Raw genomic sequence first — 17,228 nt, forward strand, 5'->3', positions numbered from 1 at the left:
TTCGGGCGAGGCGGCAATGGGTCTCCGCCCACGACATCTCTTGCCGTCGACCGCGGACCGTCCGTTTCGTCCCTTTCTTGTCTCGTTGGCAGTCTTGGCGAGCCAGGGGAGGGTTGCTAGGATGTTTGAAACGTTTCAAGACAGATGGGTTCCACCCCGAATCGGACAACGAAGTCGACTGGCGAGTGGAGTGGCCATGTCCCGTCATCGCGCCCGCGTGGTGCTCACCTTCTTCTTCACGGTGCTGTTGACGGCTCCGCTGACGTCCGCGGTGAATGCGGCCCCCTCTTCCGTCCAGGCCTTCGATCTGCGGGTGGACAACGTTGTCAATCCGCTCGCCGCGGGCAGTGCGCCGACGTTGAGCTGGAAGCTGCGCTCCGGAGACCGGCAGACGGCGTACCGGATCCTCGTCGCGAGCAGTCCCCGGCTGCTCGCCGAACACCGGGCCGACGTCTGGGACAGCGGCCGGATCGCGAGCGCGGACTCCGTCGCGGTGCCCTACCGGGGACCCGCCGCCGACGTCGGGAAACGGAACTACTGGACCGTCGAAGTGTGGGGCGCCCGCGGCGGCTGGCCGGCCGAGGCCGATCCGGCGTGGTGGGAGAGCGGGCCCGCGCGACCGGCCGACTGGGCCGGTGCCGAGTGGATCACGCCGGACACCGGCGGTGCCTACGTCTGGCAGGACTTCGTCTTGGACGTCGACTTCACCATCAAGGCCGCGGCCGCGAGCGCGGTCTTCCGGGCCGCCGGCCCCGACGATTTCCTGATGTGGCAGGTGAACGCCGCCGAGGCGCCGGGCAAGGTGCTGCTGCGTCCGCACGTGAAGAGCCACGGCTCGTTCGCGCTCCTCGGGGAGACCGACCTCAGCGCGGTCATCACTCCGCAGACGGTGAACGCCTCGCACCACCTGCGGATCGAAGCGCGGGGGAGCAGCGTCGTCACGCTGATCGACGGGACCGAAGTGGACTCACGGACGGTCGACGCGGTGCGCGCGGGCACTATCGGGTTCCGGACTTCGGTCAGCCAGGGCACGCCCGAAGCCGCGGCCTACGACAACCTGGCCGTGCACGGTCTCGACGGCACGCCGCTGTTCTCCGACGACTTCTCGGCCGGCCCGGACGCCCGGTTCCCCGGGGCCACGGTCACCGACGGCCGGCTCGAACCCCAGGGCGATCCGCTCCTGCTCGCCCAGTCGCCGGACGCGCCGTTGCTGCGCCACGAGTTCGTCCTGGACAGGCCCGTCGCGAGCGCGCGGGCGTATGTGTACGGGCTCGGTTTCTACGAGCTGCACCTCAACGGCGGCAAGGTCGGCGACCGGGTGCTGGCCCCGGGGAGCACGCCGTACGACCAAAGAAATCTCTACGACTCCTTCGACGTGACCAACCAGGTCCACATCGGACGGAACGCCGCGGGACTGTGGCTGGGCAACGGGTACGGCCCACGCTTCAGCCAGTACGGCTTCCGTTGGACCGGGCCGAAGCAGGGAATCGTGGCCCTGGTCGTCACCTTCGCCGACGGGACCCGTCGGACGATCACCACTGACGAATCCTGGCGGTGGTCCGACGGCCCGGTGACGGCCAACGACCTCTACGCGGGCGAAAGCTACGACGCCCGCCTCGCGCGGGACGGCTGGGACCGGCCCGGCTTCGACGACGCAGCCTGGCACCCGGTGCGCACGGCCCCGGCGCCCAGTGCCACCCTGACCGCCGCCACCGCGCCGCCGATCCGCGTGGTGCAGACCCTGCGCGCGGTGTCGGTGAAGCAGCCTCGGCCAGGGGTGTACGTCTACGACTTCGGGGAGAACTTCGCGGGCTGGGCGCAGCTGCGTGTCGCCGGGCCGGCCGGGACGACCGTGCGGATGCGCACCGCGGAAGAACTCAAAGCCGACGGCACGCTCGACACCACAACCAACCGCGACGCCGCGTCGACCGACTCCTACACGCTCGGCGCGGCGCCGGGTGCCCAGGTTTACGAGCCCCGGTTCACCTACCACGGCTTCCGTTACCTCGAGCTCACCGGCTACCCGGGGACGCCGGACCTCGGCAGCGTCGCCGGGCGGGTCCTGCACGCCGACGTCGCCGCCACCGGGCACGTCGAGACGTCCGATCCGCTGCTGAACGCGATCTGGGCGAACAACCGGCGCGCGGTGCTGAACAACTCGATGAGCCTGCCCACCGACAACCCGGTCCGCGACGAGCGGACGCCGCCGGGCATGGACGTGCAGGCCTACCACGACGCGTCCGTGCTCGACTTCGGCATGGACGGCTTCTACGGCAAGTACCTGCTCGACCTGCCGCCCGGGACGGCGTTGCCCAGCGACGACGGCAACGCCCAGCTGCCGGACATGGGCGGTGGCTCGGTCGACCTGGCCTGGTCGCTCTACGAGCAGTACGGCGACCTTTCGCGGCTGGCGGCGGCTTACCCGAAGATGAAGGCGTTCGTGGACACCAACGCCGCCGCCTACCCGGGGTTCATCTGGCCGGAGGACCGCGGGTTCGGCGACTGGTGCCCGCCCGACCGGAGCCCGAACGCGAACGGGGGCCAGGGAAACCCGTCCGCGGGAGCGTGCTTCAGCGAGCGCTCACTGGTCAACACCGCGCTGTCGTACCGGCAAGCCGAAGACGTCGCGAAGGCGGCGCGGGCCTTGGGGAACCCTGGCGACGCGGCGCATTTCGCGGACCTGGCGGCCGCGATCGCCGCCGCGTTCAACGCGCACTTCCTCGACGGTGCCACCTACGGCGACGGCCGGCAGACGACGAGCATCCTCCCGCTGGCGTTCGGCATCGTGCCGCCGGACAAAGTCGCCGCCGTGGGCGCGAAGCTCGCCGACACGATCCTCACCAAGGACGGCGGGCACCTCGACACGGGGATCTTCGGCACCCGATACCTGCCCGAAGCGCTCGCGGCGGCCGGCCGGATCGACGTCGCGCTGACGGTGCTCCGGCAGCGGACCTACCCGGGCTTCGGGTACGAGATCGGCCGCGGCGCGACGACGCCGTGGGAGCAGTGGACGTACGAGTCCGGGATGGAGACCCACGACCACGCGATGTTCGCCGGGATCAACGCGGCGTTCTACACGCAGTTCGCCGGGATCACGCCGGCGGCGCCGGGGTACGCGTCGATCGCGATCGCCCCGCGGGTGCCTGCCGGGCTCGGGCACGTCGCCGCGTCGATCGACACGGTCCGCGGGGTGGTGGCGTCGGAATGGACGCAGACCGGCTGCCGGTTCGACCTCACCGTCACGGTGCCCGGCAACACGACCGCCATGGTCACCCTGCCCACGGGGAAACAGATCCCGGTCGCGTCCGGGACATCGAAGTTCACCGCCCGCCACTGCGCCTGACCCAGGAGAACCTCGTGAAGCGGATCCTGCTCACCGCCCTGCTGGCCCAAGAACATCCCGCACGCCTACCGCATCACGTCCACGACAGCGGACCTCGCCGGCCCGGATGGCCGAGGCGGCGGAGAAGTTCGGGAACGTCATCGTCGGCCCGCCGCGCTGGCCTCGATCCTCAGGGCCGCGTCCCGGCCGCCCGCGTGCGTCGCGGTCTTCGACGGGCTTGGGGCACTTGTGGATGGAAACTCTACGAGGTGCCTTACGTCTCGGCGCCAAACGCGGCAAAACTGCGTTGACGAGCAGTCGCGCGAGCTCAGAGGCGTGACATGGCGTCCGGTAGTGAGCAGGGTTCGTCACTCGATGAGGAGGCCGACCGCGGTCGCGAGTCGTTCGAGGTACGCCTCACGCGTCTCGACCTGGTGCTTCAGCCCGATCGACACGCTGATCAGCGTTTGAGCGACCCGGATCGCGGACGCCCGCTCCGACGATTCGGCGATCGCGTCCGTGACCAGCTCCGTGAAGCGGACCGGGGCGGTCTCGACGATCTCGCCGAGCAAGTCCGGGTTTTGCTCGATGACGCTTGTGACGTCCTGGCCCAGTGGCCCGACGTAGCGGCCGGCCCAGCGGTCGAACGCGTCGACCAGGCGCTCGCGCAGCGGCCGGTCGGTGGCGGCGAGGAGCAGCTCGGCCGCGCCGAGGTCCTGTTCCAGCGCCCGGGTGAACGCGGCCCGGAACAGTGTTTCCTTCGACTCGAACAAGAAGTACAGGCCCGGCCGGGAGATCCGGGCTGCGCGTGCCAGCTCCTCCATGGAGGTTTTGCGGTAGCCGTGGCGGGCGAAGGTGAGCAGCGCCGATTCGAGCACCGCGTCCCGACGACTCGCGGTGCCGACGTTCGACGTCTCGGGGGCGACCATGCGTCGATCCTACGTCTCTCAGGCTGGCTATACAATAGTCGTCTAGTACGTATAGTGGCGGCATGAGCACACGCGAACTCATCACCACCCCGTTCTCCGCCTCGAGTACCGCGGACGAGGTGCTCGACGGCATCGACCTCTCCGGGGTCCGCGCGATCGTGACCGGGGCGTCCTCGGGCATCGGTGTCGAAACGGCCCGCGCGCTCGCGGCCGCCGGTGCCGAGGTGACCCTCGCCGTCCGGAACACGGCGGCCGGCCGCGCCGTCGCCAACGCGCTCACCGGCACGACTCGCGTCTCGGCTCTCGACCTTGCCGATCAAGCGGCCGTCCGGCGTTTCGTCGACGGCTGGGACGGCCCGTTGCACCTGCTCGTCGCCAACGCCGGCATCGTCACCGGAGGCCTGGAGCGGACACCAGAAGGGTGGGAGCTGCAGTTCGCGACGAACCACCTCGGCCACTTCGCGCTGGCCACCGGCCTGCACGACGCGCTCGCACGTGGGGCTGCGGATCGCGGCGAAGCGCGCATCGTCTCGGTCAGCTCGACCGCGCACATGCGCTCAGGCGTCGACTTCGACGACCTGCACTTCACGCGCCGGACCTACGACCCCCAGCTCGCGTACGCCCAGTCGAAGACCGCGAACTCGCTGTTCGCCGTCGAAGCGACCCGCCGCTGGGTCGCCGACGGCATCTTCGCCAACGCCGTCAACCCCGGCGGAATCGCGACTGGGCTGCAACGGAACTTCACCCCGGCGCAGAAGAAATCCCTCGACGCGGCCGAAGCCGCCGGCACCTTCACCTACAAGACCCTCGAGCAGGGCGCCGCGACCAGCATCGTCGCCGCCGTCGCGCCGCAGTTCGCCCGGACGGGCGGGCACTACCTCGACGACGCGCAGGAGGCGTACACCGTGCCTGACGATGCGACCCTCGCCGACCACCCGCACGGTGTGAAGGAATGGGCGCTCGACCACGCCGCCGCGGAGCGTCTCTGGGACGTCTCCGCCGAACTGGCTCGCAGCTGCGGCCCGTGAGCGACACGGCCGCTGGGAAGCTGGGACACCACGACGGCGCTGTTGCGCATCCTGCGCGAGCGCTTCGGTGCTCCGCCTCCATCTGCACCGGCGAGAACGACGAGGACGCTCGCGCCGCACTCCGCCACAGCGAGGTTCGGCTGTGGCCGGGGGGCGTGAGCTTCCGGGAGGATGTCCCTCATCGTCGGGCTCGCTCTCCAGCGCGGCCGGCCGCGAGGGCGCGACGAAGAACCATGGGCTGGTGGGTCGTTCTTGGCCCGGCACGAGCGGCTGCGCGGCCGCGGTGAGACCGAAGAGGTTCCAGCCGTCGACGGCCACGGGCTCGAGCGCCGTGGTGCCGCCGAACACGTCGTGCACCTCGAAGCGGGCGATCCGGCTGAGGTTCTGCCACGGGCAGCCGCATCGGCACGACGAACCAGTCGTTCGTGGCCTGGTCGGGAACGGTTACCTGCCGGTGAATGCAGCGAGGTCCGCCGGCGGCGGACAGCAGTCGCCGCCACTGCAGGCCGCCTTCCGGCCGCAGCCGTGGTGACGGGGCCGGCGGCGCCCTCGTCCTCGACCAGCCGCTCCAGCGGCACCGCGGCCGGATCTTGGGGGACCAGGCCGGCGCCGAACCCGGCTGCCACTGGTCGGGCGGTGGACCCGGGTCGCCACGTCCTCCCCGGCGGGCAACGCGGGCGTTCTCGTGCCGGAACTCGCCGGACTGCCACTGCCAGGCGAGCAGCCACAGCGGGTCGTGCACCGGTGCCGCGAGCCCTTCCTCGACGCCGTGGCCCCGCGAAAGGCTCTCGTGTCGTTTGATCAGCCCATCCCGTTCGGTAGCGGATGGCCGCCCCCGGCGAGGACTTCGGCCGCGACGAGCGCGCCCGCCCGCGCGAGCAACTCGGCACGCAACCGGCTCACCCAGCGCACCCGCGCTGCTCATCGACGTCATGCTCGCGGGTGGAACACTCTGGAACGCCTCAGGTACGAGTGGTCGACAGACCACCCTCCACTTGAGGAGAGGCAGATCATGAAGTTACTCAGAGTGTTGTTGGTGGGCGCGCTGGCGACCGTGCTCACCACGGTCGGCGTGGGAGCGGCTGAGGCAGGCACCGCCGTCGCGCCGAACGCCACCAGCCTCACCGGGAACTGGACCGACAACGGGTCGGCGATGCCGTCCATCATCCAGGGCGGTGTGGGCGGCGACAACCTCGTGGTGAACATGTCGTTCGCGAACCGCCCCACCGCCTTTGGAAAGGTGACCAGCGCGACCACCTTCTTCGTCACCTTCCCGGACGCCGGCAGGTTCACCGGCACGATCCTCGGCGGCGACGTCCTCCAGTGGTCGAACGGTTCGGTGTGGCGCAGGGTGTTCACCGGGCAGCTGGTGCACGACATCAACGGGTCGTGGACGGACGGCATATCGTTCCGACGCGTCACCAACACCGGCGGCTACGTCCGGGTGACCTTGGACAACGGTACTCAGGTCGGCGTCGGATTCGCGCGCAACGCGTCGACGATCGAGGTCAGTTTCACCGCCGGCGGCACCTTCCTGGGCACGGTCGATCCGAACGGGTTCATCCGCTGGTCCAACAACACCACGTGGAGCCATCCGATCCTGCACTGAGGGTCTGTTCGCCGTGTGGTGTCGCCGGCCCGCCACGGCGACACCATCGACGGTCTGTCGACGGACCATCGACGGGGTCCGCGACAGTGGGCACCATGACCCAAGCACCGGCACCGCCCGCGGCGATCACCTGCGTGCGACACGGCCTCAACTGGCGCATCGACTGGCGTCGCCGCAGCGTCCGCGTCAGGAACAGCGTCGGGATGCGGCGTCTTACCGTGCTGCTGAACAACCCTGGCGCCGAGATCCACGCACTCGACCTCGCCGGCACACTCCACAGTCGCGGCGAAGGCACCCCCACCGGTCGTGGCCAGCCCGTCCTGGACCACACGGCCCTCAGCCAGTACCGCCTGCGGATCGCTCGGCTCACCGCCGAGATCGGCGAGCACCAAGCCCGCAACGACCACGTAGGGACAGCCCGGCTGCAGGTCGAGTACGACTGGCTTCTCGACGAGCTGTCCGCCGTGACCGGGATCGGCGGCCAAGTCCGCGACTTCGCCGATCGTGGTGAACGCGCGCGCATCGCGGTCGGCAAGACCATCCGACGCGCCCTGGCGAACATCACCACGCTCGACCGCGACCTCGGCGAACATCTGCGCGAAAACGTACACACCGGAACCTGGTGCTCCTACTGGCCGCCACCGGACACCTCGCAGTTCCGCACGTGAGACGACCCCGAGGAGGAAGACCTGCGCACGAAAACTCGCCTACGGCTGAGGATCGCAGGCCCTGGATGACGGAGACGTCGCTCGGACTTTGTCAGCTGGCTCATAGTGCTTCGGCGAGTTCGGTGGTCAGGTCGGTCAGGACCCGGTCGAACTGCTGCAGCACGGCCTGCGGCGGTGGAGTCTGGACGTATCCCCACAGGATCTCGACGTTGATGGTGTCGTGTCCGATGTGGACGCTGTAGTCGCGGATGACCACGACGGCGGACTTTCCGTGCCGCCGTCCGGTCAGTGACAGGTTGCGCGGAGCTGATGGAGCTGCGAGGCCGTATGGGTGCTCGGCGATGCCCACAAACGTCAACTGGTGCGCGACGTCGCGGGCTCCCTCAGGTCTGCTTCGAGGCTCGAGGTGCCGGGCGAGGGCGAGCACGCTGACCTTATTGCCCTGGCCAGGCGTAGGTGCTCGAGGTCACTTGTAACTAACCATTGACTTACGCCTCGGCCGGGCGCACGATGTATATATCCGGTTAGTTACAAGCTCGACGGGAGAGTCACCATGGCCACCATCCTGATCACCGGCGCGAACAAGGGACTCGGCTACGAGACGGCTCGGCAGCTGATCGCCGCCGGGCACACCGTGTACGCCGGGGCCCGCGACGCCCAGCGCGGCCAAGCCGCCGCCGACGCCCTCGGCGCGCACTTTGTCCTGATCGACGTGACCGACGACGCCTCCGTCACGGCCGCGGCCAAGGCCATCGAGGCTGACGGCGGCCTGGACGTCCTGGTCAACAACGCCGGTATCGAGCCGCGCACGGCCGACGGTGGCTTCATCCCGGTCGCCGACGTGACCGCCGACAGCATGCGCAGCGTGTTCGAGACCAACGTCTTCGGCCAGGTCCGGACGCTCCACGCGTTCCTGCCGGTGCTGGCGCGCTCGGCCGCTCCGGTCGTGGTCAACGTCAGCAGCGGCCTGTCGCTGACGCGCGATGTCGTCGACCCGCGGAACCCGTCGCACTTCTACCCGGCGGTGGAGTACCCGGCCTCGAAGGCTGCGGTCAACATGATCACGGCGCAGTACGCGAAGGCGTTCCCCGGCATCCGGATCAACGCCGCCGACCCGGGTTTCACCGCCACCGACCTGAACCACCACGCCGGCACCCAGACCGTCGAGCAGGGCGCGCAGGTCATCGTCCGCCTGGCGCAGGTCAGCCCGGACGGGCCCACCGGCGAGCTGTTCGACGCCACCGGCCCGGTGGCCTGGTAACCCGGCCCGTACCGAGCGCGAAAGGAAACCCGGTCATGCCTGACGCAATGCCCACGGTCGGTTTCATCGGCCTGGGCGACCAGGGCGCCCCGATCGCCCAGGCCATCTCCGACGGCGGCTACCCGCTCCACGTCTGGGCGCGGCGCCCCGGATCGCTGACCGCCCTCGACGGCGACGCGTTCACGCCCCATCCGAGCATCGCCGAGCTGGCCGCCGCCAGCGACGTCGTCGGGCTGTGCCTCCGCGAAGATGCCGACAACCTGCAGGTCGCCGTCGAGGGCGGCCTCCTCGCGAACATGCGCCCCGGCACGGTCGTGGTCAACCACGGCACCGGCCTGCCCCAAGCGGCGCGCGAGCTGGCCCGGCTCTCCGAGCCCTACGGCGTCGACGTGGTGGACGCCCCGGTCAGCGGCGGCCACGCCGTCGCGCTCGCCCGGCAGCTCACCACGATCGTCGGCGGCGAAGCGCCGGTCGTCGAGCGCCTGACACCGGTCTTCCGAACCTTCTCCAAGGAGGTCGTCCATGTCGGCCCCGCGGGCTCGGGCCAGTACGGCAAGCTGTTCAACAACGCCTTGATGATGATGAACCACCGCAACGTCGTCGAGGTGCTGCGCCTGGCCCAGGCCCTGAAGCTGCCGATCCACCCGCTGCTGGACGTGCTGCGAGCCGGGTCCGCGAGCAGCTTCGCCCTGCAGGCGATCGGTCCCTCGATCACTTCCGGGAACGTCCACCACCTGCAGCCACTGGAGCTCACCGACATGGAGTTGTTCAGCGGTGCCGTCGGTTCCCTCGGCGAGGCGGCGCACGCCGTCATCGAACGCGCCGTCGCCGGCGCGAAGCAGCTGGACGAGCTGACCGCGATCGTCGGCGTCTGAAAGGGTGAACCGCATGTCCGAGCCGACCACCGAGCGCAAGCCGCGCCCCCGCGACGCCGCGGCCACCAAGGCGCTGCTGCTCCACGCCGCCACCGAGGAGTTCGCCGAGTACGGACTCGCCGGCGCCCGGATCGACCGCATCGCCGACCGCGCGGGCGCGAACAAGCGCCTGATCTACGTCTACTTCGGTGACAAGGACCGCCTCTTCGACGCCGTCGTGGACGACCAGGCACAGGCCATGCTCAAGGCCGTTCCGCTCGACGACGGCGACCTGGTCGCGTTCGCCGCGACCCGCTTCGACTACGTCCTGGCCAACCCGGCGACCCGGCGGATCGCCGTCTGGCGCGCGTTCGAACGCGCCGAACCCACCGACGCGGAGACGGCCAGCTACCGCCGGCGCCTCGACGCGGTCACCACCGCCCAGCGCGAAGGACGGCTGCGCGCCGACATCCCGGCGGCGGATCTGTTCGCGATCGTCCTGCGGATGACCGAAAGCTGGCTGAGCGCACCCCAGGCACTCCAAGCCGCGGCCGGCGACGAACCCCTCTCCGCCGACCGCCTCGGCCGGCATCGGACCGCACTCCTCGCCGCCGTACGCAGCGTCGTCCAGCCACAATGACCGGTGCTTGTCCTCGCTGCCCTGGAAGCTCGAGGAGGTCTGCGTGCCGGGGGCCGGCCTGTTGATGCCGGGCACGATGCTTCTCCTGTTCGGCTACAACGCCGAACACCACGAGCACGACTCGGCGCGGGGCCTTCTGCGCGAGCAACTGCTGAGTCTTGAGCCGCAGCGCCTCGCGGGTTGTCGCCCTTGCGCTCGGCCTCGCTGATCTGGTCCGCGACCGAGACGCCGCCCCGCGCGCCCTGGCCCGCGTCGGGGCTGGGGCCGCCGCGATCGCTGGCCGCCGCCAGCGTGGGGGCGGTCCTTGAGGACTGCCGCGACGTCGGCGGCGACCCGGATCTCAGCGTTGACGGCAGCGGTCAGGTCGGCCTTGGTGCGATCTCCCACGCGATGGTGGCCGGGTTCGTCGCGGCCGACGACGACCAGGACCGCCGGCTACTGAAACGCGAACCGCCGGGCGATGACACCACCGTCGTCGCCCGGTGTCCGGCTGGCGGGCCGCAGCGGCCGGATCCGCAACGCCGATACAGCGCCGATCGCTCTGAAAATGTGTCCCCTCCGGGAGCAAGATGCGGCGGGATACTTCTTCTAATAATAGGATTGACGTCGAACGCCTGTCTGGGCGATGATGGAAGCACATCAGCAACGAAGGAGTGGTCATGACGAACGTGTGGGAGCGAGGGACGCAGCGCCAGTATCCGGCCGCCGCGATCGCTGTCGCGTGCCCGTCGAACGACCACCGGAAGCCCTTCTCTCGGCAGGAACAGAACCTTCTGAGCGGCGTAGGCTCCCCACCATGACGTAGGACTCGTCATGTCAAGGGAGCCGCCCATCGGGAAACCGATCCGGGCGGCTTTCTCTGTTTCGTGTACTCGAAAACAATTCTCTCCTATCGGCGAGCTGCGGTAGTGCGGCGGTCTCCGCCGGTGCTTGACGCTGCCCTATTCCTTTCGGGTGGCGCAGATCTTTGACATCTACACAGCGGAGCAGACATTTCCCAATGTTCGTCATCGCCGCCTCGCACGCGGCCAGGGCGAGCACCGGGTCCGGCCGTCCACCGACGGCCGGACCCATCCGGTGGAGACGGGGCAGCGGAGCCCCACCCGGCTGTAAACCGGACGCCCGAGCGGCACAGGGGGTTCGACTCCCTCCTCCACCACCCACGCCCCCGTAGCTCAGCAGACAGAGCAGCAGCCTCCTAAGCCGACGCGCGCAGGTTCGAGTCCAGCTGGGGGCACCAACGCTCACAGCCCTCGCGGCCGGGGGCGTTCTGCGGTCGTGGTGAACTCGGCGGACACGTCGGTCTTCCAAACCGAAGCAGAGGGTTCGATGCCCTCCGGCCGCTCGCAACCCCGGCAGCGCGATGCCGGTCAAGGCCGATGGGACTGCTGGCTAGGTCACCGCCCTTTCAAGGCGAAGGACCGGGATCGATACCCGGATCGGCTACGCACCAAGAATTTGCCCCTGTAGCTCAGCTGGACAGAGCGCCGCGCTACGAACGCGGAGGTGCCAGGTTCAAGTCCTGGCAGGGGTACTGGCCGGCGTGCTCTACGGGCACGCCGGCCCCAGATGCTCACGTGGCCCAGCGGCAAGGGCACCGCACTGTCCATGCGGCGATCGCGGGTTCGAGTCCCGTCGTGAGCGCATCGATCAGCACGACGGCCACGGCCCTCGTGCGACCGCACCGGGTGCGAGGGGCACTGGCGACCCCACCTGATTTGGGATCAGGAGTCACCGCGTTCGACTCGCGGGCATCCGACCACGGCCCCATCCGAGCGGCTCGCTCGAGGCCGGCCGAAAGGCGCGTTGGTCCAGATGGCACGGATCCCCGGTTCTCGCCCGGGAGACACGGGTTCGAGTCCCGTACGCGCTACGCGAGGGGGCCCGGCTCGCCGCCGGGTCCCGGGGGCGGTCCCCTCGGGGTGGAGGGCTTCGCCTTCGGGCGCGGTGATCCAGCTCCGACGACACCTTTCCGCGCGGCTCTTCAGCCCAGCACGCAGAGCACCGGAGTGAAGACCCGGGTGTTATCGAGTCCCTGGGGAGCCATCACACACGATCTCGAGGGTGTCAGGCGCACCGTCTCGCGGCTCTAGCCCAACCGGCAGAGGCACCTGGCCGAGGACCAGTCCAGTCGGGGTTCGACTCCCCGGAGCCGCACGCGATCCGACTCGCCGCACGAGCTCACCTGGCCGAGCACCCGTCTCGTAAACGGGAGGCACTGGGTTCGACTCCCAGGTGCGGCTCCACCGCCGCCGCCCGGCTCGCCCGGACGGCGGCGACGCCCCTGTAGCCCAACTGGAAGAGGCACCGCGTTCAGGCCGCGGCCAGTCCAGGTTCAAATCCTGGTGGGGGCACGCTTTCCCGGTTGGTGTAGCTGGCAGCACGACGGACTTTGGATCCGTGAGCCCAGGTTCGATCCCTGGACCGGGAGCAGCCAGCACCCTCGGACCGATGCCCGTTGGTCCAGCTGGCAGGACACCGCGCTCTGGACGCGGAGACCGAGGTTCGAACCCTCGACGGGCAGCAACGCCCCTGTGGCGGAACTGGCAGACGCACGCGGCTCAAACCCACGCACCCGCGTCGGCGGGCATGCAGGTTCGACTCCTGCCGGGGCACATTCTTGGAGGGCTGGCCGAGCCAGGTAAGGCACCGGGTTGCTACCCCGCGGTCCGGGGCCGAGGTCCCGGCGCGCGTTCGAATCGCGCGCCCTCCGCGCACGAGAACGAGGTGGAGCACGGCGGTCTGTGCAGCGCGCTGATGACGCGAAGAACCAGGTTCAACTCCTGGCACCTCGACCACCACGACAACGAAAGACCGTTGCGGTGCAAGGAGGATTGGCCGAGCCCGGAAAGGCAGCCGTCTCGAAAACGGTGGTCGGCGTGACGAGCGCCGCGCAGGTTCGAATCCTGCATCCTCCGCCACACCGCCGCCCGCACTGCGGCGGTGACCTGGGTCGTTAGCTCAATTGGTCAGAGCCGCCGACTCTTACTCGGCAGGTTCGGGGTTCGAGTCCCCGGCGACCTACTCCACCCGACGCGGCTGTGGCCGCGCCGCGGGCCGTTAGCTCAACTGCGCAGAGCAGCCGGCTTTTACCCGGCGGGTTCGGGGTTCGAATCCCTGGCGGCCCACCACGCCTCGGTGGTCCAACGGAAACGACACCGCCTTCCGAAGGCGGAGGCTGCAGGTTCGACTCCTGCTGGGGGCACCACCACGTTCATTCCCTCGAGGCGCAACAGGCTGCGCACCCGACTGTTGATCGGGAGGCACCAGGTTCGAGTCCTGGCGGGGGAGCTGCGTCGCACCCAGCGTCCCTTGTGGAGCCAGGGACGACGCTCAGTTTCGGGGGACGCGCCGGAGCGCAGACGATCCTTGCACGATCGTCGTGGTGGGTTCGACACCCGCGTCTTCCACCAGCACCGCTCGGGTCATCAGCCCGGGCGCCTGCGCGTGTAGCTCAGCGGAAGAGCAGCCCGCCGACACCGGGGAGGTTCCCAGGTTCGACCCCTGGCATGCGCACCCACGCCACCGCGGCTCGCGGCGGCGACGTCCTGTAGCTCAGCGGAAGAGCAGCCCGTTCACATCGGGCCGGTCCCAGGTTCAACTCCTGGTGGGACGACTGTGGCCGACACCGAAGGAGACGAGGCCCGGGCTGTGACCCCGGGCGAGTCCGGCCGGCCACCCCACTTACCCGCCGGGAACACCCGGTGGCAGCGCGCGCGGTTCGGCAACCAGCGGGGCCTCATAAGCCCCGCCCACGTGGATCGACACCACGGCGCGCGACTTCCGCCCCGGCGGTCACGCCGGAGCTGTTCGACCCACTTCACGACGGTTCGTGGCGCGGCCTGCAAAGCCGTGATGAACATCGGGTTCGACTCCCGGGTGGGTCTCCGCCGATGTCCCGCTCCGCTGTGCAGATCCCTGCGTGCCGCCGCTCGACGGCGGCCGCGCGCAGCGTCGCCGACCGCGCTCCGGCCCGCAACCCCGCTTAGCGGAACAGGTTGCGGCCGCGACGCCAGGCCAGCGCGAGCACGCGCATCCGCCCGAGCCGGGCGGCACGCGGCTACGCCTCCGCGCGGGCCCTGAACACCTGATCAGCGAAGGACGTGACGATGCATACGAGGACGATCACCACCAGGACACTGCGCATCCCGCGCAGCCCGGCAGCCGCCGGCGACGGCGCGGCCGTGGCCCGGCAGATGGACGCGGTCTTGGCCGGCGCCGGATTCAAGGCCACCCGCGACCTGCTGGAGCACGTCTCCGGGCTGGAGCCGGGCGCGGCGATGGACCTGGCCGTCGACGTCGTGGCCGCGGTCCGCGAGCTGGTCGGCGACCACGTCGCCCACGACCCGTACTTCCGTGACTTCCCGCGCGGCGTCCCCGACACCGTCGAGTTCTGGGTGCGCTGCCTGCGCGACGCCCTCGTCGCGCCGCGCGCCCGCGGTGCCGCCTCGGCACCGACCGACGGCGAATTGCTCGCGGTGCTCGATCACGGCCTCGTCGGGCTGCTGGACCTGCCCCGCTACGGGCGCTACCAGCACACCTACGCCGAACTGCTGGCCGCGCACGACGAGTCGGGCATTCCCGTGAGGTCTGCGCGACTTTCCGGAAATGCTCACCTGGTGTACGGGCTACGGACCGGCGCTCATAGAGGTGCTGGAGTCGCCGCCGTCTACTTCGATAACCGGAGGTCCGGCGGGCAACTTAGTGTTGTCGCGCGTCGCCGGCGGCCTGCCGTACTCGAAGACGAACAGGCCGAACTTGATCTTGATGTAGCAATCGTCCTTCTCTTTGATCGCCTGAAGCGAAGTGAAGGAGAGGACAGAGAGTATTGCCACCAGAATGATCACGCCTGCGGAAATACACGACACTGTGCCTTTTAAATGGTCGGTATGAACCCGGGATGGGTGTCTCGCTCGCAAGTAACGGCGGAAACCCGGTGCTCTGGCAGTGTGACATACAGATCGTCATGATCGCCAGCAACGGTGGTGTCTCGACGCCGACCGGGCATTCCCGGCGTTACGCGGCGACCTCTGCGAGGATCGTGCGGGCGAGGACCGGCGGGATCGCGTTGCCGATCTGCTGGAACGCCTTGGTCCGGACGCCCTGCCACGGGTAGCCGGCGGGGAACGACTGGAGCGCGGCAGCCTCCTCGACCGTGACGCGGACGGGCTCCGTGTCCACTCCGCCCTCCTGGGGCCAGCGAAGCCAGCTCCGGGCCTTCTCGGTAATGGTGAAGCTCGGCTGGTCGGTGTCGCGGGCGCGGTTCTCAGTTCCGGACTTGAAGTCGCTGCCGATCCTTGCGGGTTCTGGCCGTAGCCGAGCTCGTCAGTACAGCAGCCGCAGGGCGTAGTTCTTCGCGACCGTCGCGACTTCGGGATCGTTGAGGTACGCGGGCGTATCACCTTGCGAGATCCGACGAAGTACGTCGGGTCGCCGCAGTTTGCTGTTGCGGGGCGGCGGTCCTGTCAACTACTCAGCGCGAGTCTCGGCTGCGTGCGGACACCTTTATGACTCTGCGCTACTATGAACGCATGATCTTCCCAAACATGGGAGAGACGATGAACCGTCCCGAGTCGCACAGGGCAACTGCGACGCGACAGCTTCGTGTCTGATCAGAATCCAGCTTGATGTGGCCGCCTTGGTTGTCGAATCGGATGTGGAGCTGGTCGACGAGATGGTCTTCGCGGATGTCGAGCGTCTTCGGTCGCGGCTGGTTCGCGCGTTGGGTGCTGCTGTGGCCGTGGCGGCAGCGATAGGTCGGGCGGCCGGGTTTCCGGTGCGAGTCCAGCCGCCGGTCGCAGACACCGCACTGGATCAGGCCGGCCAAGGCGAACCGGCGAGGTGACCGTCGCCACCCGGATCCGCTGCGCGACAACGAAGTCTGCTCCGTGACGAGCGCCGGATACGCAACCTTCGCCGACAGCGCCGGTCTAGTGCCAGATCATCGGCGCGCCCACATCCGGTTCATCGTGCCCTCCCGTGCGAGGAGCACTTGGGTGATGACCTGCAGTGCCACGAAGCTGGCGATCGACAGTGCGGTGTCGAGCCCGGGTACGACGTCCACCGGGAGCGTGTAGGCCATCGCGATGCTGATTCCGCTGTGCACGAGGCCGCCGATGCCCCAGACCACCGTCAGCACCCGCCACACCCGCCGGAACGACGGCGTGTCCGCCCAGCGTGCCTCCAGGTCGTCGGCGCGGCCGGGCAGCAGCGCCAGAGTCGCCTTGTACGTCGTCGGGCGGTGGCCGACGCGCAGGCTCACCAGCATCCAGATGCCGAAGAGCACGCTGAACCACGCACCGCGGACCAGTTGCAGCCGCGCGTCGCCGGTCAGCAGGGATGTCACCAAGCCGAACGCGACGACGAGCAGCACGAACACGCCGATGCCGTCGACCCGCCTGCGCCGCACGGCCAGGTAGAGCACCCGCAACGCCGGTGGGAGGCCACTGAACGTCAGTGCCCAGACCGGCGCGACGTCGAATGCCCGCAGCAGGTAGTAGCCGCCGACCGGAGCGGCGATGTCGAAGAGCAGCGTGAAAAGCGATCTCCCCATGCCTTCGAGCATCCCCGACGCTCGGCCGCAGCGTCGCGGCCGGCCGGTTCATGGCGCCGACTGATGTCCACCGAGCGGGGAACCGCAGGCGCGAGGAGTATCGAATGGATCACCAGGACGTTCAGGCGGCCGTGGCGCACGTCGGCCATGACCTGCTGGTCTTAGCGGGGCAGCTCGCGGCCCGGCCCGCCGACGGCTACGGCCCGAGGTACACACCTGCTCGCAGCGGGTCCTGTGTCACACCTGTGGCCGGGGCAAAGACCAGCACCCTCGGTCACCGGCTGGCGGGCGTGCGGTTCGTCGACTTCCGGTCCGACGCCCAGGCCCGGCCGGTGCCTCCTCGGTAAGGTGCGGGCGAGCGAGG

At 69.4% G+C, this 17,228-nt stretch carries 15 protein-coding genes and 22 tRNA genes; 32 read left to right on the forward strand and 5 right to left on the reverse strand.

The features are described 5' to 3' along the window. The first annotated feature begins 196 nt into the window (after window positions 1–196). A complete protein-coding gene (locus AB0F52_RS14830; RefSeq protein WP_360169914.1) occupies window positions 197–3,343 on the forward strand; it encodes a family 78 glycoside hydrolase catalytic domain in 3,147 nt (1,048 codons plus the stop codon). A 347-nt stretch (window positions 3,344–3,690) separates the two neighbouring features. On the opposite strand, the gene AB0F52_RS14835 is transcribed toward AB0F52_RS14830, so the two are convergent. After that, a complete protein-coding gene (locus tag AB0F52_RS14835; protein ID WP_360169917.1) occupies window positions 3,691–4,251 on the reverse strand; it encodes a TetR/AcrR family transcriptional regulator in 561 nt (186 codons plus the stop codon). Window positions 4,252–4,313: 62 nt separating this feature from the next. Between AB0F52_RS14835 and AB0F52_RS14840 the strand changes: the two genes are divergently transcribed. From AB0F52_RS14840 to AB0F52_RS14850, 3 genes are all read left to right on the forward strand, one after another. Then, complete coding sequence (locus AB0F52_RS14840; protein WP_360169920.1) at window positions 4,314–5,279, forward strand: SDR family NAD(P)-dependent oxidoreductase; 966 nt, start codon at window positions 4,314–4,316, stop codon at window positions 5,277–5,279. Between the two features lie 685 nt (window positions 5,280–5,964). Next, window positions 5,965–6,888 (forward strand): hypothetical protein, encoded by a 924-nt coding sequence (locus tag AB0F52_RS14845; RefSeq protein ID WP_360169923.1) that lies wholly within the window; start codon window positions 5,965–5,967, stop codon window positions 6,886–6,888. A gap of 95 nt (window positions 6,889–6,983) precedes the next feature. Further along, the gene (locus tag AB0F52_RS14850) at window positions 6,984–7,556 is read left to right on the forward strand and encodes a hypothetical protein (protein ID WP_360169926.1); all 573 of its coding nucleotides are present in this window, start codon (window positions 6,984–6,986) and stop codon (window positions 7,554–7,556) included. A 100-nt stretch (window positions 7,557–7,656) separates the two neighbouring features. Here AB0F52_RS14850 and AB0F52_RS14855 read toward each other — a convergent pair whose 3' ends face one another. After that, on the reverse strand, window positions 7,657–7,983 hold the full coding sequence (locus tag AB0F52_RS14855; RefSeq protein ID WP_360169929.1) for a hypothetical protein: 327 nt from the start codon (window positions 7,981–7,983) through the stop codon (window positions 7,657–7,659). A 126-nt stretch (window positions 7,984–8,109) separates the two neighbouring features. On the opposite strand from AB0F52_RS14855, the gene AB0F52_RS14860 reads away from it, so the two are divergent. The 27 genes from AB0F52_RS14860 (at window position 8,110) to AB0F52_RS14990 (ending at window position 15,191) form a co-directional block, all read left to right on the forward strand. Beyond that, the gene (locus AB0F52_RS14860) at window positions 8,110–8,817 is read left to right on the forward strand and encodes an SDR family NAD(P)-dependent oxidoreductase (RefSeq protein WP_360169932.1); all 708 of its coding nucleotides are present in this window, start codon (window positions 8,110–8,112) and stop codon (window positions 8,815–8,817) included. Between the two features lie 35 nt (window positions 8,818–8,852). Continuing rightward, the gene (locus tag AB0F52_RS14865; RefSeq protein ID WP_360169935.1) at window positions 8,853–9,692 is read left to right on the forward strand and encodes an NAD(P)-dependent oxidoreductase; all 840 of its coding nucleotides are present in this window, start codon (window positions 8,853–8,855) and stop codon (window positions 9,690–9,692) included. A 13-nt stretch (window positions 9,693–9,705) separates the two neighbouring features. Continuing rightward, window positions 9,706–10,311: a TetR family transcriptional regulator gene (locus AB0F52_RS14870; RefSeq protein WP_360169938.1), complete on the forward strand. Its 606-nt coding sequence runs from the start codon at window positions 9,706–9,708 to the stop codon at window positions 10,309–10,311. A 189-nt stretch (window positions 10,312–10,500) separates the two neighbouring features. Then, entirely contained in the window at window positions 10,501–10,974 is a 474-nt protein-coding gene (locus AB0F52_RS14875) for a hypothetical protein (RefSeq protein WP_360169940.1), read from the forward strand. Between the two features lie 413 nt (window positions 10,975–11,387). Further along, window positions 11,388–11,470: transfer RNA gene (locus AB0F52_RS14880), tRNA-Tyr, on the forward strand. Between the two features lie 113 nt (window positions 11,471–11,583). Next, window positions 11,584–11,656: transfer RNA gene (locus AB0F52_RS14885), tRNA-Gly, on the forward strand. Between the two features lie 29 nt (window positions 11,657–11,685). Next, window positions 11,686–11,757, forward strand: a tRNA-Glu gene (locus AB0F52_RS14890). Window positions 11,758–11,771: 14 nt separating this feature from the next. After that, window positions 11,772–11,845, forward strand: a tRNA-Arg gene (locus tag AB0F52_RS14895). A gap of 37 nt (window positions 11,846–11,882) precedes the next feature. Beyond that, a tRNA-Asp gene (locus AB0F52_RS14900) sits at window positions 11,883–11,955 on the forward strand. A 41-nt stretch (window positions 11,956–11,996) separates the two neighbouring features. After that, window positions 11,997–12,073: transfer RNA gene (locus AB0F52_RS14905), tRNA-Pro, on the forward strand. Window positions 12,074–12,111: 38 nt separating this feature from the next. Beyond that, window positions 12,112–12,184, forward strand: a tRNA-Glu gene (locus AB0F52_RS14910). A 210-nt stretch (window positions 12,185–12,394) separates the two neighbouring features. Next, window positions 12,395–12,468, forward strand: a tRNA-Leu gene (locus AB0F52_RS14915). Window positions 12,469–12,481: 13 nt separating this feature from the next. After that, window positions 12,482–12,557, forward strand: a tRNA-Thr gene (locus tag AB0F52_RS14920). 34 nt (window positions 12,558–12,591) lie between these two features. After that, window positions 12,592–12,665 (forward strand) — tRNA-Leu (locus tag AB0F52_RS14925). A gap of 5 nt (window positions 12,666–12,670) precedes the next feature. Next, window positions 12,671–12,742, forward strand: a tRNA-Gln gene (locus AB0F52_RS14930). Between the two features lie 21 nt (window positions 12,743–12,763). Then, a tRNA-Gln gene (locus AB0F52_RS14935) sits at window positions 12,764–12,835 on the forward strand. Window positions 12,836–12,838: 3 nt separating this feature from the next. Continuing rightward, a tRNA-Leu gene (locus AB0F52_RS14940) sits at window positions 12,839–12,927 on the forward strand. A 6-nt stretch (window positions 12,928–12,933) separates the two neighbouring features. Continuing rightward, window positions 12,934–13,024 (forward strand) — tRNA-Ser (locus AB0F52_RS14945). A 10-nt stretch (window positions 13,025–13,034) separates the two neighbouring features. Then, window positions 13,035–13,109 (forward strand) — tRNA-Ile (locus AB0F52_RS14950). A 30-nt stretch (window positions 13,110–13,139) separates the two neighbouring features. Continuing rightward, a tRNA-Ser gene (locus tag AB0F52_RS14955) sits at window positions 13,140–13,232 on the forward strand. Window positions 13,233–13,261: 29 nt separating this feature from the next. Then, window positions 13,262–13,335: transfer RNA gene (locus AB0F52_RS14960), tRNA-Lys, on the forward strand. Window positions 13,336–13,365: 30 nt separating this feature from the next. Next, window positions 13,366–13,442, forward strand: a tRNA-Lys gene (locus tag AB0F52_RS14965). Window position 13,443: 1 nt separating this feature from the next. After that, window positions 13,444–13,519 (forward strand) — tRNA-Arg (locus tag AB0F52_RS14970). Window positions 13,520–13,529: 10 nt separating this feature from the next. Next, a tRNA-Asn gene (locus AB0F52_RS14975) sits at window positions 13,530–13,602 on the forward strand. A 152-nt stretch (window positions 13,603–13,754) separates the two neighbouring features. Beyond that, window positions 13,755–13,827: transfer RNA gene (locus tag AB0F52_RS14980), tRNA-Val, on the forward strand. A gap of 28 nt (window positions 13,828–13,855) precedes the next feature. Next, window positions 13,856–13,927, forward strand: a tRNA-Val gene (locus AB0F52_RS14985). A 493-nt stretch (window positions 13,928–14,420) separates the two neighbouring features. Next, window positions 14,421–15,191, forward strand: coding sequence for a hypothetical protein (locus tag AB0F52_RS14990; protein ID WP_360169942.1), 771 nt, complete (start codon window positions 14,421–14,423; stop codon window positions 15,189–15,191). Window positions 15,192–15,327: 136 nt separating this feature from the next. Here the strand turns inward: AB0F52_RS14990 and AB0F52_RS14995 are convergent, their stop codons facing one another. From AB0F52_RS14995 to AB0F52_RS15005, 3 genes are all read right to left on the reverse strand, one after another. Further along, window positions 15,328–15,606, reverse strand: coding sequence for a DNA cytosine methyltransferase (locus tag AB0F52_RS14995; protein WP_360170777.1), 279 nt, complete (start codon window positions 15,604–15,606; stop codon window positions 15,328–15,330). Window positions 15,607–15,832: 226 nt separating this feature from the next. Next, window positions 15,833–16,186, reverse strand: coding sequence for a zinc ribbon domain-containing protein (locus tag AB0F52_RS15000; RefSeq protein WP_360169945.1), 354 nt, complete (start codon window positions 16,184–16,186; stop codon window positions 15,833–15,835). A 66-nt stretch (window positions 16,187–16,252) separates the two neighbouring features. Further along, a complete protein-coding gene (locus tag AB0F52_RS15005; RefSeq protein WP_360169948.1) occupies window positions 16,253–16,864 on the reverse strand; it encodes a VC0807 family protein in 612 nt (203 codons plus the stop codon). 104 nt (window positions 16,865–16,968) lie between these two features. Between AB0F52_RS15005 and AB0F52_RS15010 the strand changes: the two genes are divergently transcribed. Then, window positions 16,969–17,211, forward strand: coding sequence for a hypothetical protein (locus tag AB0F52_RS15010; protein WP_360169951.1), 243 nt, complete (start codon window positions 16,969–16,971; stop codon window positions 17,209–17,211). Window positions 17,212–17,228: the final 17 nt, after the last annotated feature.

The sequence above is a fragment of the Amycolatopsis sp. NPDC024027 genome (assembly GCF_040638975.1).
Lineage (GTDB): Bacteria > Actinomycetota > Actinomycetes > Mycobacteriales > Pseudonocardiaceae > Amycolatopsis.